The organism is Methylobacterium sp. 092160098-2 (genome assembly GCF_028920805.1).
GTDB classification, from domain to species: domain Bacteria; phylum Pseudomonadota; class Alphaproteobacteria; order Rhizobiales; family Beijerinckiaceae; genus Methylobacterium; species Methylobacterium fujisawaense.
Genome location: NZ_JAQPZJ010000001.1, coordinates 635,033 through 651,795 on the forward strand (window position 1 = coordinate 635,033; position 16,763 = coordinate 651,795).

General features: G+C 68.2%; 11 protein-coding genes, 1 pseudogene and 1 riboswitch. Of the genes and pseudogenes, 3 read left to right on the top strand and 9 right to left on the bottom strand.

The annotated features are described in order from the left end of the window. Positions 1–11: 11 nt before the first annotated feature. The 3 genes and pseudogenes from PQI07_RS02875 to PQI07_RS02885 all read left to right on the top strand — a co-directional run. Positions 12–812 carry a MetQ/NlpA family ABC transporter substrate-binding protein gene (locus PQI07_RS02875; RefSeq protein ID WP_236952827.1) on the top strand — a complete coding sequence of 267 codons (801 nt, stop codon included), beginning with the start codon at positions 12–14 and terminating at the stop codon, positions 810–812. Between the two features lie 669 nt (positions 813–1,481). Further along, the gene (gene rnhA, locus PQI07_RS02880; protein ID WP_043382104.1) at positions 1,482–2,144 is read left to right on the top strand and encodes a ribonuclease HI; all 663 of its coding nucleotides are present in this window, start codon (positions 1,482–1,484) and stop codon (positions 2,142–2,144) included. Between the two features lie 219 nt (positions 2,145–2,363). Continuing rightward, a pseudogene (locus tag PQI07_RS02885) lies at positions 2,364–2,649 on the top strand (IS630 family transposase); the annotation flags it as partial. Between the two features lie 18 nt (positions 2,650–2,667). Here PQI07_RS02885 and PQI07_RS02890 read toward each other — a convergent pair. The 9 genes from PQI07_RS02890 to PQI07_RS02930 form a co-directional block, all read right to left on the bottom strand. After that, a complete protein-coding gene (locus PQI07_RS02890) occupies positions 2,668–4,338 on the bottom strand; it encodes a SulP family inorganic anion transporter (protein WP_274927671.1) in 1,671 nt (556 codons plus the stop codon). A gap of 466 nt (positions 4,339–4,804) precedes the next feature. After that, positions 4,805–5,956, bottom strand: coding sequence for an acetyltransferase domain-containing protein (locus PQI07_RS02895; protein WP_274925989.1), 1,152 nt, complete (start codon positions 5,954–5,956; stop codon positions 4,805–4,807). A gap of 259 nt (positions 5,957–6,215) precedes the next feature. Further along, positions 6,216–7,703, bottom strand: coding sequence for a DUF3526 domain-containing protein (locus tag PQI07_RS02900; RefSeq protein ID WP_274925990.1), 1,488 nt, complete (start codon positions 7,701–7,703; stop codon positions 6,216–6,218). Beyond that, complete coding sequence (locus PQI07_RS02905; protein WP_274925991.1) at positions 7,700–9,094, bottom strand: DUF3526 domain-containing protein; 1,395 nt, start codon at positions 9,092–9,094, stop codon at positions 7,700–7,702. Before PQI07_RS02905 ends, PQI07_RS02900 begins: the two co-directional genes overlap by 4 nt. Then, positions 9,091–9,816 carry an ABC transporter ATP-binding protein gene (locus PQI07_RS02910; RefSeq protein WP_274925992.1) on the bottom strand — a complete coding sequence of 242 codons (726 nt, stop codon included), beginning with the start codon at positions 9,814–9,816 and terminating at the stop codon, positions 9,091–9,093. Before PQI07_RS02910 ends, PQI07_RS02905 begins: the two co-directional genes overlap by 4 nt. Continuing rightward, positions 9,816–11,903, bottom strand: coding sequence for a TonB-dependent siderophore receptor (locus PQI07_RS02915; protein WP_236961649.1), 2,088 nt, complete (start codon positions 11,901–11,903; stop codon positions 9,816–9,818). The genes PQI07_RS02910 and PQI07_RS02915 overlap by 1 nt, the downstream gene beginning before the upstream one ends. Positions 11,904–12,139: 236 nt before the next feature. After that, positions 12,140–12,346: riboswitch (cobalamin riboswitch) on the bottom strand. Positions 12,347–12,912: 566 nt separating this feature from the next. Further along, a complete protein-coding gene (locus PQI07_RS02920) occupies positions 12,913–13,113 on the bottom strand; it encodes a hypothetical protein (protein ID WP_075381581.1) in 201 nt (66 codons plus the stop codon). A gap of 330 nt (positions 13,114–13,443) precedes the next feature. Further along, on the bottom strand, positions 13,444–14,493 hold the full coding sequence (locus PQI07_RS02925) for a patatin-like phospholipase family protein (RefSeq protein WP_274925993.1): 1,050 nt from the start codon (positions 14,491–14,493) through the stop codon (positions 13,444–13,446). Between the two features lie 94 nt (positions 14,494–14,587). Beyond that, a complete protein-coding gene (locus PQI07_RS02930; RefSeq protein WP_274925994.1) occupies positions 14,588–16,702 on the bottom strand; it encodes an alkyl/aryl-sulfatase in 2,115 nt (704 codons plus the stop codon). Positions 16,703–16,763: the final 61 nt, after the last annotated feature.

Here is a 16,763-nt window from a genome sequence, read left to right on the forward strand (position 1 = left end):
AAGCGTGCGCCGTGCCCCAATACTCCCGTCGTCTTTTCCTGTCTGGCGCGCTGGCCCTGAGCATGGCGCCGGCGCGCGCCGCGACGGCTCCCCTGCGTGTCGTGGCCTCGTCCGTACCGCATGCGGAGATTCTCGAGTTCGTCGCCGACAAGCTCGCCCCCGACCTGCCGCTCAAGACCATCGAGATCTCGGGCGATCTCCGCCCGAACGCCCTGCTGCGTGACGGCGACGCCGACGCCAATTTCTTCCAGCACGTGCCCTTCCTCCGCTCGGAGGAAGCCGCGATGGGGGTGCGCTTCGCCGTCGTCGCGGCGGTGCATATCGAGCCGCTGGGATTGTACAGCCGCCGGGCCAAGTCGCTCGCGGACGTGCCGGCCGGCGGGACCGTCGCCCTGTCGAACAGCGTGTCCAACACCAGCCGAGGCTTGTCGCTGCTTCAGGCCAACGGCCTGATCCGTCTGCGGGCGAAGGACGCGGGCGTGAACGCGACCTTGGACGACGTCCTCGAGAATCCGAAGAACTTCCGTTTCGTCGAGATCGCGCCGCCGCAATTGCCGCGCTCCCTCGATGACGTGGCGATCGCGGTGATCAACGGCAATTACGCACTGGAAGCGGGGCTGGAGCCCGCACGGGACGCGCTGGCCCTCGAACGCGCCGAGGGCAACCCGTATGCGAACGTCCTCGTCACGACCGAGGGTTTGGCGAAGGATCCGCGCATCCAGCGTCTTGCAACGCTGCTGACCTCGGCCGAAGTCGCGGCGTTCATCCGCAGCCGCTACCGCGGCTCCGTGATCCCCGTCCGGAATTCATGACCGACCACGGTTGCGGGACGACGGAGGTTCGGTGCGGGGGCAGTCCGGCCTCTGCCTCGGCGCCGGCGTCCGCGCCCAGAATGCGCCCAGGGAATTCCGGATCGGCTACCAGAAGTTCGGCCTCATCGTCGCCGCCCGGCAGCAGGGCCTGATTGGAAAGCGGCTCCTATCGCGACTTCGCATCGCAGGTCGCGGCGTCCGTCGGAGACCCATCGGGGGACCGGCGCGGTCGCCCCGTAGACCGCGACGTCTTCGGTAAGCAGAGCCGTCCTGCATGCCGGTGACCACGATCCCACCGTCTCCGCGCCCACCGATCGACTCCGATGGGCGGAGGGCTCTCGGAGTGACCGCATTCGATGCGGTGCGCGTCGTTCGCAAGGACATGCTCGGGTCGCAGGCGGCTCCGCGCATTGCCCAACCGATCGGGTTTTGATCTAAGCGCTGCAGGGTGGCCGCTCCGTGAGGAGCAGCGGATTTGCGAGCCCCGCGATCGTGCTGACGGGCGCCTCGCAGGCCCGGCCTTCGGCGTGGCCGGGGCGACAGGTGTGCTGCCCGGCTCGCAGCTCTCCAGCGGCACCGGCCGGGGGTGGGTATACCGTCCGTCAGCCGATTTCGGGCATGGATGGCGGCCTCCCATCGACCACACCAAACGGAAGGGCTGACGCCACGATGCGAACGATCGTTTATGCCGACGGCGGTTGCGACCCTAACCCCGGGCCAGGTGGTTGGGGGGTCGTCGTTGCGGCCCCGGACGGCACGGTCGAGCTGTGCGGCGGAGAACCCGGTACGACGACCAACAACCGCATGGAGCTGACGGCCGCGATCAAGGGTCTCGAGCATTTCCCGGCCGGAGCCGCGATCGAGATGCGGTGCGACAGCCAGTACGTCGTCAAATCCGTGACCGAGTGGATGCGCGGGTGGAAGGCGAAAGGCTGGCGCACGACGACGGGTGACGTGAAGAACGTCGACCTCATGAAGCGCCTCGACGAACTGAACGCGGCGCGCGACGTGAAATGGACCTGGGTCCGGGGGCATGCCGGCGACCGTCTCAATGAGCGCGCCGACGCTCTCGTCCACCGAGGCCGCCGCGAAGCGAAGCTCGGCAAACCCGAATCGCGGACCCATGCTGCGCCCATACCTGCCGCGACCCCCGCATCGGCTTCGCCGAGCCAGGGTGCGGACCTGCGCGTCGATCTCGCGCTGGGTCTCCAGATCACGCGCGCCGCAAAGGCGGCGGGCGTCACGCCCGACGCTCTGGTCGACGATGCGATCCGCTTCTACCTTGAGATCGGGCCTCGCGAGGTCGCACGCCTGCGATCAAGCCGGGCCTAGTGGCCGAGGCCGATCCAATTCGCCTTGTGGATGTGTCCGCGGATGAGCGCGATCGCGGGGTCCTTGAACTCGCCGACATGACGCCGGCTGCGACGGGCCTGCGCGACATTCATCCCGCGACGCTGCCGAAGCTTTACCTCGACTCGCAGGGGCACGGGGATGGTCGGCTACGGCGTGCAGGCGGCCGTCGAGACGGAGCGTCTGCTGTTCGCCGCCCGCGCGCTCAAGCGCGGTGACCCGGTCGTCCTCGGCAATCGGCCCGCCCGCAAGGTCGGCGGTCTTCGCGCGCCTATCGAGGCGGACGGTTGCTCCACCGACAGGCCGACTTTTTCGGCTTCAATCCGATCGGACTCGTCTTCGCCCCGCTCACGGCCAGACCACGCGCCGAAGCAGCCCGCACGGTCAGCGCCTCCTCGGACACCATCAGACGCCCGTCCTCGGGCGCTTCTCCACGGCCGAGTGCCGCAACCTTCCCGCGGCCGCAGGCTCCGATGCTGACGATCCGGCCAGATCAGATGAAGCGCTAGTCCGGCGCCGAACGCGGATGAAGCTCCCTGTATCGCGCGATGGCTGCCCGCGTGTTGAACAGCAGGCGATCCGGACCGAGTTCCTGATCGAGGCCAGCGCGCCGCACCATGTCGAGGACGCTCGGATTGAGGTCCACGAGCCAGACCGTCACGTCGGTCCGCCGTACGCCCTCCTGCAGCATCTGCAGCGCCGAATACTCGATGTCTGGCACACGGCTGAGGTCGAGGGCGACGACGCGCGGCGCACGGTCGGCGACGAGCGCCCGGATCCGATCGGCCACGTTCTGCGCGTTGGCGAAATAGAGGCGGCCTTCGGGACGCAGGATCAGAAGGCCCTCGAACGTCTCGTCGTCGGGGTGCTCGGGAGACAGGGGGCGCAGGACATCGGCCCCCCGCTTGCGGGCAATGATCGAGACCCGCGGATGGGCGGTCTGGAGGGCAAGGCCGAGGAGCGAGAGCACGATCGCCACGACAATGCCCTGGAGTGTTCCAAAGACGAGCACACCGAGTGCCGCCACAATCGCCCAGCGGAATTCCATGTGCCGTACGTGGTAGATGGCCCGGAACTCCTCCGGCTGAATGAGGCTGGCTGAGTAGACGATGACGATCGCCGCGAGGGTCGCCTGCGGCAGGAGACTGAGGATCGGAGCCAGGAACAGCATCGTGGCGAGAGCCGCCCCGGCCGTCACGAGCGAGGCCACTTGTGTCCTGCCGCCAGCGGCTCGGACGACACCGGTCTGAGACGTTCCGCCGCCGGCCGGCATGCCCCCGAGCAGGGCTCCCCCCAGGTTCGCCAAGCCCGTGGCGACCAGTTCGCGATTGGCATCCAGCGGCGGATCGCCGGGCCTCACGAACGCCCGTGCCGCGGCGATGCTCTCCGTGAAGCTCATCAGGGCGATGCCCATCGCGCCCGGCAGGAGTGCTTGAGCGAGCGCTGGGTCGGGCAAGCTGAAGGAGGGCAGGCCCTGCGGGATTGTCCCGACGGTCGACACGCCCGCGGCGCCGAGATCCAGCAGCCATGAGGCAATGAGGGCAGCCGCCACCGTGACCAGAGGGGCTGGCGCGTGCGGTTTGAGCCATTCCATCCCGACGAGCACGGTCAGCGTGGTCCCTGCGACGGCCAGGGTCGGAAGGGAGGTTGCGGGCAGGTGCTGAAAGAAGCTCACCACGTCCGCAAGGAAGGACTGTTTCGCGACGTGCAGCCCGAGGAGCTTGGGAGCTTGATCCAGCAGGATGACGGCTCCGATGCCGGCCTTGAAGCCCGTGAGCACCGGCAGCGAGATGAAGCTGGCGACGAAGCCCAACTTCAGCAGTCTGGCGGCGAGGAGCAGAACCCCGACCAGGGCCGTCAGCGTCGCCGTCGCGGTGGCGAGCTTCGCCGGATCGCCGTCAGGGACCACGCTGCCGAGTTCTGCCGCGGTCAAGATGGCCAGTGTCGTCGTCGAGCTGACGCTGAGCACGCGGGACGAGCCCAGGAGACCGTAGATGAGCGCGGGAACGAAAGCCGTATAGAGACCGACCGCTACTGGCAGTCCAGCCACGGTGGCGAAAGCCATCGCCTTGGGCAGGACGACGGCCGCAGCCGTAAGGCCTGCCACCACGTCGAGCCGAATCTCCCTTGGCGCGTCTTTCCGGACTGGATGTGGCGTCGAACCGAAGTCCTTCATGTGCGCTCCTCCGCGCTCGGCGTGGGCACGAGGATCGATTCTACCAGTGCTTCGGAGATTCCCGCACAAGACGCTGCGCAGCTTCGGCCGGATTCTTGTCTTGAGAACATTCCTCAATTGAGTAACGGATCGCGTTCGATCCGCGAAGTCGGGCGTGGTGAAGACCGAGATTGTCGCGCTGGCAGCCGACAGCAGCATCCGCCACGGCCCGCGTCGATGGTTCACCTCGGTCTCGACCAGGCCGATCCCCGTCTCGGCGAGGCGCTCGGTGTCGCGGTTGCCCACGTCTTGCGACCCTCGGCCGGACTGGCAGACGCGGCCGCCGCCGGATCGCGACCCGCGGTGCAGACCCTGCGCCGTCGGACGATGCCGGCCAGGCCCCTCCCCCGCATCTGTTGGGTTATCCGTCACCAATGGGACGTCCGTTGTCCCGCTCTCTGCTCTAACTGGGGCGATCTTCGTGCTCTCAGAGATAGCTCAATGCCGGCCATCTCCCGGATCGTTTCAGCCGTACCATCGAACGGCAGGCCATCCAGAGGGGAATGCTGACAGCGGCGGCGATGAGCCAGAGCGCCGCCGGTGAGCCAGCCTCGACCCGTCCCGAAGCCCCAACCAGACCGACCGTCGCGGCTCCATCATACAGGAGACGCAGGAGCGCAAGGTGGAGCAGGTAGAAGAACAGCGGCGCGCCGCCGAAGACGCGCAGCCAGCCGACGAGCCGCGCCGGAACCACCTCGAACAGCGTCAGCAGGCAGAGGCCCAGCCCGAGCGTCAGCAGCAGGAAATCGGCGGACGGCGGGTACTTGGTCAGATTGACGAAGGACAACGCGGTGGCGAGGGGCGTGCGGCCTGGCTGCCACGCCACCGGTTCGCCGTAACCGTTGAGCGCGCGCAGGACGAGGAAGGCGACGAGGGCGGCCGCCCCGAGCCCGGCGAGCCAAGCGCGACGGCGCGTTTCGTTGACCGCTCCCGTGAAAAGCGGCCCGAGTGCGTAGCCTGCCGCGATCACGCCGATCCAGGGCAGGAGCGGGTACGAAGTCCGGGCCACGCCGCCCCAGGGCAACGCGATCATCCCGCGCTGGTGCAGGATGGACCAGAGCACGTAGCCCGGCTCGTCTGCTTGGAGCACGAGCCCGTCGAGCAGGTTATGACCGAGCATGAGCGCCAGGGCTCCGGTCACGAGGAGAACCCGCGGCAGCCAGAGCAACGCGGCCAGCGCCATCATGCACAGGCCGATCACCCAGATCACCTGCAGATAAAGGATCGGCGGCCAGAAGCTGCCGGCCCAGGCGACATTGACGAGCGTCACTTCCAGCAGGATCAGGAGCAGCCCGCGCTTGAGCAGGAAGGCGGCGGTCGCTCGCGGACCGTGCTTCTGCCCATAAAGGCTGGCCGAAAGGCCGGTGAGCAGGATGAAGAGCGGCGCGCAGAGGTGTGAGGACGCCCGCGTCAGGAACAGGTCCGGCGGCGTCGCGGCGAGGTCCATGGGGTCTCGGACCTGCGCATGAAGGTAGAAGAACTCGCGCACGTGGTCGACGAGCATCAGGAGCATCACCAGCCCGCGCAAGGCGTCGATCGAGAGGATGCGCGGCGGGCGCTTCACGTCCGTGGTCGTCACGACTGGTCCTCAAGACGGCAAAGCAGATTTGGGCGCGCGGCCGGGGTCCAGACGGTGCCCCCGCGGAGCATGCAGAAGCCGCGACGGCTCAATCCGCCGGCAAATCCCACCGGGGTGTACGGCCGCTCGCGCACGAGAGCCGCCAGTCGCCGCTTCGACGCGTGCCTGGACCGTTGCGCGCGGAGCGACGCGGCTCGAAGTTCTGCATCGCCGGGCCGCGTCTCAAAATCCGGGCGGGCAGCCGACGTCGCGACAGCGCTCATACGGACCATATCGCGAAGCGGCGGAAGGCCAGCCCGGCCAGAGCCAATGCCACGCCCCACAGGGTGAGCGCACTGAGCGCGGCCTGCCATCGCGCTGCGTCTGCCGCCATCACAGTCGGAAAGCGCGGCACGGCATCGTAGGCGTCGAAATCGAGGCGCGCCGGGCAGCCTGCGCAGACGGCCGCCGGCCGCACCTCCTGCGCTAGGATGCGCGGTTCGAAGAAGGCGCGCAGGCTCCGGCGGTACTCGGAGGCTGCAGCGAGAAAGGCGGCGTGGCGGGCGGCGTCGGTGCCCGCCGCCGTGTCGAGCGCGAGGGCGAGCGTCGTCGCCGGAGACAGAAGAGCCAGGCGTGCGCTCCAGGCCGCGGCGCCCTCGGCGCGGGCCTGCATCCCTGCGCGGTAGGGGGCGAGCGTCGTCTCGTAGAACGCATCCCGGGCCAGCCGCTTGATTTGCGGCGTCTCGCGCAAGTCGGGTCGGTCCGTGGTGCCGGGCAACCGCGCCGTCAGCCATGTGGCTGTGACTTTCGCCGCCTCGTCGCCCCGGTAGAAGGCATCCTGAACTTGGCGGCTGGCGTCGATGGCGGCGATCCGCGAGGGGGGCGGCGCCAGTTTGTCCACCGCGAGACCAAGGAGGGCCGGCAGGACAACGGTCACGCAGGCCCAGGTCAGCACGAGGATCGTCAGCGACGCCACCGCCCCGCGCCAGAGGCTGGCGGCGAGGGCACAGGCGGCGACCCAGAGCACGACATAGGCGCAGAGCGCGGCGGCCAAGAGGGCGAGGGTCGTGGCCCAGCCCGGAGGGAGGTCCCGCCATCCCGCCAGCGCCAGGGCCAACGCCGTCCCCCCGATCACGGCGGCGACGAGGATGAGCGCTGCCGCGCCGAACTTCGCGCCCGCGACGATCCGGGGGTGTACGGGCTGGGCCGCGATGAGGCGGAGGATCCCGGCATCCTGCTCGGCGGCGAGGCGCGTTCCCGCGATGGCGATCACCGCCAGGGGAACGAGGTAGATGAGGACGAAGGCGAGGTCGAAGGGCCCGAGCCTCAGCGCGGCGGAGGATCCCAGTTCGTAGGCCGTGTCCTCGAAGACGGTGCTGAAGCCGAAGCTCGTCTTCATGACGGCGGGCTGGATCTCGCTCTGCCCCGCAGAGAGCACGGCCAGGGGTGTCGGCGGCTTCACGGCGTAGGCGGCGAGGAAGTAGTGCATGTAGCCGAAGGCGTGGGTCGGATCCTGCCAGTAATTAACCGTGATCGCACGCGGCACGGCGTAGCGGGCGGCGGCCTCCTTAGCGTCCCGGAGGGAGCGCGCGGCATCGTCCGAGGCTTGCGCCATCGCGGCCCGTTCGCCCGCCACACGCTGGGCACCGGTATGGCCCCCCAGGCAGAGGGCCGCCAGGAGCGCGGCGAGGATCGCCCAGGTCAGCCGCTCGCGAAGGATCAGGCCCAGTTCGGTCCACAGCAGTGGGAGAAAGCGCGATTGGCTCACGGGGCCAGCCTGCGGATCAGGGGGATGCTCCCGGCGGCGAGCAGCGCCAGCCACAGACCGAGCAGGAGGGCCGGGACCCGGATCTCGGCGAGGGACCGCGACAGCGGCAGGGACGCAAAGGCAAAGGGCGGAATTTCGCGCCACAATTCCGGCCCCGCCAGCATGGCGCGCCCGTCGCGCTGTGGGTTGTCGCGGATCTCGGCATTCATGCGCTCCGAGATCGCCCGCCGGTAAGCCTCGGCAGACCAGACGAAATGGGCGTGCTGAACGAAATCGGTCCCCGCAAGGCCTTCCGACACACGCTGGAGGGCGACGCGCGGCGAGAGCAGGCCCGCCCAGCCGAACGCGGCATCCCGCGTAGCCAGGGCCGCGAAGAAGGCCCCGAGTTCCCGGTCGTAGACCGCGAAGGCATGGTGGTCGTTCTCCACCATCATGATGCCACGCAGATCCACAGGGAGTTCCTGCGGATCGCTCACGCCGTAGCGGGCGAGCGTCGCCTGCGCTCGCGCATCGCTGGCTTCGGCGGATTTATGGGGACGCAGGTCCCCGTCGATCCGCAGCCGGGTCTCGCGATAGGACGGGGCGGGCGAGACCATCTCCATGCCTGCAGTCGCGAGCCGTGGCGCGACGAGGCACAGCGCGATCCAGACCGCGAGGGAGATCGTCAAGGCTCCTCGCGCCGTGCGGGCCAGCAACGAGGCGATCATCGCGATGAGCAGGAAGACGGCACCGTAGAGGGCCTGCACCGCGACCCAGACGAGGAGGCGCGGCCAAGCCTGCCAACCCGCGGTGCCGAGGCTCGCAATGGCCACGCCGCCGAGCGTGAGGAGGGGCAGGCAGACCAGGACCGCAAGGACGAGGTTCAGGGCGGCGAAGCGGGCGGCAAAGAGTGGGCCGGGCGGCGCGCCGTTGCCGAGGGCGAGGCGCAGGGTACCGCGCTCGCGATCCGCCGCGAAGGCGGCAAAGCCGAGGAGAAGCGCCACCAGGGGAACAACGAGGCCGACGACATCGGAGACATCGGAGAGGCCGGCCCGGTCGAAGGGGCCGGCATCCTGCACGGCGCGGTAGACCGCATCGTTGAACAGGTGCGCCTCGATCCGCACCATCCGGCCCGTATAGGGCTCGGTGCCGGGATCGAGGATTGAGAGGGGCGACGAGGGGCGAAACACCCACAGGCCGTAATGATCGGCGGAATGCGGGTTCTTGGCATCCTGCCCGAGCCAGCGGGCCCGCTCTGCGGCCGTGACCCGCGCGACCTCGGCACCGTAATCGCGGGCGGATTGCCAGGCGCCGAGGCCCGTGACCATCAGGAGCAGGACGAGCAGGCCGCCGATCCAGCGGACGCGCGCGTCCCGCCACAGCAGCGCCAACTCCGCGCGGACGCGCCTCACGTGACCGCCCCCGACAGGCGCGCGATGTAGAGGCGTTCCAGATCGGTGTGCGCCCAGCGCCTCGGATCGATCTCCTCGGCGACGCGCCCGCCCGCCAGCACGCCGACCCGGTCGGCCATCTCGCGCACGCGGTAGAGGTCGTGGGTCGCCATCAGCACCGCCGTGCCGCGCTCCGCCGCCGCCCGCACCGTCCCGGAGAAGGCCGCCGCCGCCGATGGGTCGAGGCCGGATGTCGGCTCGTCGAGCAGCAGCAGCCGGGTCTTTCGCGCGAGCGCGATGGCGATGCCGACCTTCTGGCGCATGCCCTTCGAATAGCCGGAGGCGGGCCGCGCCCAGGCCTCAGGCGCCAGCCCGGCCGCCGCGAGATGCGTCTCGGCCTCCGCCCGATCGATCGCGAGACCGGCGAGGGTCGCGAAGTAACGGAGATTCTCCAATCCCGATTGCCCCGGATAAAGGGCCACCTGCTCCGGGATGTAGGCGGTGCGCGCCCGGGCAGCGATGGGATCCGTCCCTGCATCGATCCCGCAGACCCGGACCTCCCCCGCATCGGCCTTCAGGAAGCCAAGGATGAGGTTGATCGTGGTGGTCTTTCCGGCACCGTTGGGACCGAGCAGGGCATAGACCTCACCCGCGCGCAGGGTGAGGTCGAGACCGCTGAGGGCGGTCCTGCCTCCGAACTGCTTGACGACGCGGCCGAGCGCCAACACCGGCTCAACCGCCATCAGAACCGCACCGTCACGGAGCCCGTGATGCGACGGGGCGAGCCCGGATAGACGCGGAATACGTTCAGTGAACTCTCATAGTAATCGGTGTCGAATATATTCTCGATGTTGAGCGCCACGCGGGCGTTGCCGAATTTGTAATAGGCCAGCGCATCGACCGCGATGAAGCCCGGCAGGGTGAAGCCGGACCCCGCCGCGTCGCCCGCCCGCTCGCCCACGCCGCGCACGCCGCCGCCGATCCCGAAGCCGCGCCACGCGCCTGCTGGCTCGTAGACCGCGAGCAGGCTGCCGGAGTGGCGGGGCACGTTGACCAGGGGGGCGCCGACCGGAAGCACGTTGTCCTTGGTAACGCGGGCATCGGCATAGACGTAGCCGGCCAGGAGCTTCAGTTCCGGCGTGATCTGTCCTTGAGCCGTCAGCTCAAAGCCCTGGCTGCGCACGGCGCCGGCCGCGAGGGAGAAGCCGGTATTCGCCGGGTCGGGCGTGAGCACGTTCTCCCGCTCCACGCGGAAGGCGGCGGCGGTGAGGAGCAAATTGCCGCCGAATAATTCGGACTTGGCGCCGACCTCGTAGCCGAGGCCGGTCTCGGGCGGCAGCGCCGTGCCGCGCGTGACGGCGGCGGCGTCGGTGCCGATATTCGGCCGGAAGCTCGTGCCGACATTGGTGTAGAAGGCGAGTTCCGGGATCGGCCGGTAGACCAGGCCCGCCCGGGGCGAGGCCGCGACCCGCGACTGGTCCACTTGGCTGCGCACCACGCGCTCGCGGAAGCTCTGCTCGAAGATGTCGAGCCGAAGGCCGATCAGCGCCCGCCATTCCGGGCTCAGGACGATCTCGTCCTGCGCATAGAGGCCGGTATTGGTGATGCGCTCGATATTGTTGCGTGGGATGGTGATCGGCGGCAGCGCCTGTCCGTAGACCGGCGAATAGATGTCGAGGGCGAAGGGGCTCGTGCGGAAGTTCGAGCGCAGATAGACCGTCCGGCTGTCGGTGCTCTCCCGGTCCATGCCGAGGAGGAGCGTGTGGCCGATGCCGCCCGTATCGAACCGCCCGATCAGGTCGGCCTGACCGACCGCCACGTCCCAGCGATAGTCGCGCACGTTGCGGTCGCGAAAGACGGTGCGGTTGTTGGCGGCGATTCCGCGGATCTCCGCCGATTCCCCTTCCAGATCGCCGGTGTTGAAGTAAGCGGCGAGCCGCATCTGCCAGTTCTCATCGAAGCGATGATCGACGCGGACCTGCAGCGAATTGTTGTTCTGGTAGGTGCTCTGACCGGGCTCGCCGAGGAACCGCGAGAGCGGCAGGAAGCCGAGCTGGCGATTGAGCGCGATCACGCCCCGGTCGAAGACGATGCGGTTCTTCACGAACTCGGTCTCGACCGTAACGCGTGTGTCCGGCGTGACCTGCCAACTCACCACTGGAGCCACGAGCAGCCGGTCGCTGTCCACGAAGTCGCGGAAGCTGCCGGCCCCCTGTGCGGCGAGATTGAAGCGATAGAGGACCGTCCCGTCCGCGTTCAGGGCACCGCCGGCATCGATGGTGCCGCGGGTCAGACCGAACGAATCGACCTGATTGCCGAACTCGACGAACCGTTCGGCGGTGGGTTGCTTGGTGATGAGGTTGACGAGCCCGCCGGGATCGCTGCGTCCGAACAGGGCCGCCCCCGGTCCCTTGAGCACCTCGATGCGTTCGATGTTCTGCGCGTCGGGCGGAGGCGGGGTCCCGCGATTGAGGGGGAAACCGTTCTTGTAGATCTCCGAGGTCGTCACACCACGAATGGCGTAACTGAAGATCGAGAGACCCCCGAAATTGTTCTGCTGGGCGACGCCGGGCAGATAGTTGAACGCCCGGTCTACGCGGGTGGCGGCGAGGTCGGTGATCGTCTCCCGCGGCGCCACGGACACGGCCACCGGCACGTCGATCTGCGGAGTGGCGGTGCGCGTGGCGCTGACGGCCGTGCCCGCTCCGTATCCCGGCGTCGGGCCGATCAGGCCGATGGTGCCGCGCCCGGAGGCCGTCGTGCGGCCGGCACCCTCCCCGACCTGCTCGACCGAGAGTTCCTCCAACGTCACGCTCTCCTGCGCCCGCACGTCCTCGATCGGAAGCCCGGCCGAGAGGACAGCGGCGAGCGCCAGCCGCCGACCGCGATGCGGAGTCCGCGGACGACGCGCTGATGGCGCTGAAAACCGCGCAGGCTCGCCGAGAGACGGACGTTCGGAGGTCGCCACCACACACTCGCTGTTGCCGGGTGGAGGCCACGGGGATACGGGCAGCGTCGCCCACGAGACGGCGACACCGCGCGCTCCGCCGGGGCACCCCGCCCGAGGGACGTCATCGTGCCGAAGGCAGGTCTCCTGGCTCACGGGTCAAAGCGCCCGCCGGACCTTCCCAGTGCAAGCACCAGTGGTCATCGGTGGCAGGCGCTCGCCGCTCACAGTTGCGGGGGCAGCTTCGGATTCGCTCCGAAAAGCGCACCGAATTCCCGTCTTAGCTCCGGGCCGGGACCCGAAGAACCTTGGCCGGACGATATTCGCCACCGGCGCGCATCCGGTCAACGGGCCTGACGAACTTTGTAACAGTGTTACGTTACGTGTGGCGCTATGGACACAGTCCGATCCCCAATGGAATGCACGGCTCTCACGTTGCGGTGATGGACCGGATTGGGCTCGGACGACGCGGGTCCGAATGAGATCGGCGGGCCGATGGCGGCTGGATATGCGCCATGCTGAACCGAACGGACGAGCGGTCATCGACGCCCTGTTTCATGCGCCGCTGGGCGCCGAGCGTCTCAGCTGAATGGAAATCCGATGGTCCGCTCTTGGCATCGTGTTGCTGACTGTCGAACGCGCGGCCCGAGCTCATGATTCGGCATACGGTCCTTCGGTGACCCGCTCCATCTCAGGGCCGGCCTTGCCGTCCAGCCGTGGATCGCGGCATGCGTCATCGCCGTGGTCGCGGTGGCCCCGTGCCAAAACTTCTCGTTCGGCACGAACCCGATACCCTGACCGGCTGGCTTTGCACCAGGCACATGCTCTCGATCGGTTCGGTTCAAAGCCAGCCGGTCAAGTCAGTCGTGCATTTGCGGTCGCTCGATCGCCCCTACATCTTCCGCTCGCGATGGATACGCTTCTTCTTCGGAAGTGCCTTGTGACGGCCGATGGTGACCCTGGCTTCCGACACCGTCGGTCCGGCCAGCGCCTTGCCCGGTGTGGGGCCAGCGGCCGTCGCGTCCGCGAACGTCGCGAAGGTCAACAGGGGTAAGGCGGCCAGCGCCGCGCGAAGAGCCCGGATCGTGTGCATAAGCGTTCACTCCTCTGTCTGTGGGCGCCGGGCCGTTTCCGGGGCCGGCCGGATGCGACGAGCGGTCTTCGGTGTGAAGGTGCTCCCCCGGAATCGGGCCGGTCCGACTGCGAAGTGCCGCGCCGATCATGCGCGTGAACCGGTGTGAAGAGGCTCGGGCAGAGGCCCATTTAGTCTGACAAGATATCGTCGATCTGCAACGCGCAAGACTGATAAATGGAACACATGCTGTATTTATATTAAATAAATATAAGACATAAATCAATATAGGCGCCTTGATTTTGATCAAGTTCTGCGAGCTCTGCCACGCGACGGAGCGTTCCGGCTGCGTCAGACGCCTTCGAGCAGTCGGTCGAGGTCGAAGGACGGACGCCGGCCTAGATCCGGCCCATGATCGGTCAGGAACGTCGCGGCGCTCCGGCGTCCCTCGTCCCGAAGCATCGTCAGGAATGCCCATTCCGCATTGAGCTTCGAGGACGAGCCCAGCTCGGCGACAACGTCGCTGGCGATGCGGTGCATGCGCATGGCCGCCCATCGTGCGCACTCGGAATTGTCCGTGGGCGCGACCTGCCGCAGCAAGGCCATCATCCGCAGTTCCTTGAGCAGGACCGCGTTGAAGGAGATCTCGTTGAGCCGGTTGAGGATCTCCCGGGCCGAGGTCGGCGCTTGTCTGCGCTCGACCGGATTGACCTGCACGATGATCGTATCGCGCGACTCGCATTCGCGGACCAGGGGGGTGATCGTCGGGTTTCCGGAATAGCCTCCATCCCAGTAAGAGGCACCGTCGATCCGCACCGCCTGGAACAGGGTCGGCAGGCATGCCGAGGCGAGGAGCACGTCGGCCGTGACCTCGGCGTTGCGGAACACCCGGCCCCGGCCCGTATGAACATCCGTCGCGGTGACGAAGAGCTTGATCCGGCTCCGTGCGATGCGCTCGAAATCCAGCCGCGAGTCCAAGATCTGTCTGAGCGGGTTGAAGTCGTGCGGATTGAGGTCATACGGGGAGAAGACCCGCGCCATCAGGTCCGCGGCCAGATACAGAGGCGCGGAATCGAGCGTCCAGCGGCCCAGTATCACGTCGAGCGGGCTGCGCTGCAGCGGGCTGAACCGGGCCGCGCGCGAGACGGCGTCCCAGAAGGTCTGGAGTGCCGCGCGCGCACCGGTGGCCCCGTCCCGCTCGTAGCCGTCGATGAGGACGGCTGCGTTCATGGCACCGGCCGACGTCCCGGAAATGCCGTCGATGCTCAGCCAGGGCTCCTCGAGCAGGCGATCGAGGACCCCCCATGTGAAGGCGCCGTGCGCGCCGCCGCCCTGCAGGGCCAGATCGATCAGGACCGGATCCCGCCCCCGCCTGCCCGCCGTGATCGCCTCATCCGACATGGGACCGATACCCTCATCCCGTGAGCACCTCTTCCGTCGCCCTGCCGCCATCCCGGACCGCGACCGGCTGCGGAGCAAGAGCGGCTTTCGCCGTCTACTCGGCGACCGCCTCGCCGGAATCGGCCCGATACGGGTCGGACTGCACGCGATTGGCGGCGCCGCGCACCTTGGTGCCGGGCAGGATCTCGAATCGCGGGTCGAACGTCACCATCGTGGCGGCCAGCCGGCTCAGGATGCCGGCGTCGCCCTCGACCTGCGCGGTCCCGTCGGCGATCTGCGCCTCCAGGGTCTTGGCGCCGATCATCGTCTGCTCAAGATCCGACCGGTTGATGGTCAGGGTGAGATCGGGCTTCTCGGCCTGGAACCCCGCGATGTTGGTCAGCGTCGCGTTTTCCAATTCGACGATGAACCGCTCGCCGTTGTCCGGCGTGATCAGGTTGATGGTGAAGCGCATCCCCTCCGCCTTGCGGCTGTCCATGCGGATGCCGAGAAAGTTCAGGAAGAGCTCGGTCGGCATCGCCCGCACCACGTCGGGGCTGCTCGAACTGGCCGTCGCGCCTTCCGGAATGCCGGAGCGCAGCTCGTAGGCGCCAGCCAGGAAGCAGTTGCGCAGGCCGGGATTCTCCTGCTGGTAGCCGATCTGCTCGAAGATGTCGGCGAGGAGGTCCTTGGCGGCCTGGTTCTGCGGCTCGGCCTGGACGAGCTTGTTCACGATCTCCTGGGCCAGCAGATACTGGCCCGCGTCGTGCAGCCGCTTTCCCCGGGCGAGGATCGTCTTTGCACCGCCCATCATGTCGACGTAGAGGGGGGCGCTCTCCGACGGGGCGAGCGGAATCAGCGTCGCCGGGTTGCAATCCCAGAATCCGAGATAGCGCTGGATCACGCCCCGGCTGTTGTGCTCCGGCGACCCGTGATAGCCGCGACAATGCCACGTCTGCTGTAGGCTCTGCGGCAGCGCGTAGACCTTGTGGATCTCGTTGATCGTCACGCCCTGGTTGGCGAGGTGGAGCACCTGATTGTTCATGTGGGCGTAGAGGTCGCGCTGCGCCCGCAGAACCGCCTGGATCCGCGCATTGCCCCAGCGGGGCCAGTGGTGGGAGGCGAACATTACCTCGGCCTCCCGGCCGAACCGGTACAGCGCCGCGTTGATGTATTTCGACCAGTTGAGCGGATCGCGCACCGGGGCGCCGCGCAGGGTGTAGATGTTGTGCAGGGACGCGATGACGTTCTCCGCCATCCAGAGCGCCTTCCGGTCCGGGATGTAGGTGTTCATCTCCCGCGGCGCTTCCGTGTTCGGCGTATTCTGGAAGACCATCGGGATGCCGTCGACCTCGAAGGTCTCGATCGGCTTCTCCACGTAGCGCGTCGGGGCGATCAGGCCTGTGGTGCCGGCCGAGACGCGCTGTCCCAGGCCCTGTCCGACATAGCCGTGCGGCGCCGCCGGCAGGAGCAGCCCGTACTGGTAGAACAGCCGCCGGTTCATGGCGTTGCCGGCGTAGACGTTCTCCGCCACCGTATGGACGAGGAAATCGGCCGGCGCGATCACCGGCACGGCGCCGGACCGCACGTCGTCCTCCTTGAGGATCCCGCGCACGCCGCCCCAATGATCGCCATGCGTATGCGAGTAGATCACGGCCGAGATCGGCCGCCCCTCGCCCACATGCGCCTGGAACAGCGCCCAGGCGGCGCGTGCAGTCTCCTGGCTGACGAGGGGGTCGAACACGATCCAACCCGTCCGCCCCCGCACGATGGTGAGGTCCGAGAGATCGAACCCCCGGACCTGATAGATGCCGGGGACGACCTCGTAGAGCCCGTAATTGTTGTTGAGACGCGAGATGCGCAGCAGAGACGGATGGATACTGTCGAATCCGTCCTGCTGCTCCAAGAACTGGAACTGCTGCATGTCCCAGGCGACGTGACCATCGTCGGCCCGGATGATCCCGTCGGCCATGGGGGCGATCAGCCCGCGCCGCTGCTCCTCGAAATCCGTGTCGTCCGCGAACGGCAGGCGCGTGCGGGCCTGCCGGAGCACGGCGCGGGTGAACGACGACGGCGGTTTGCCTTTCGGGTGGAAGTGCTCCGGACCGGCGGATGCAGCCGGGGATTCCCCGTCGTCCGCGGCACGCGCTTCCGCCAGGAGGCATCCGGCTGCGGAGAATGCGGCTCCGACAGCGGGAAGAGTCTTGATGAAGGCGCGGCGCGTCGACATCGGTCTGCTCCATCCCGGACGCGGTGGCTTGCCGTGGGACGACCGGGTCGCCGGGCGGCGG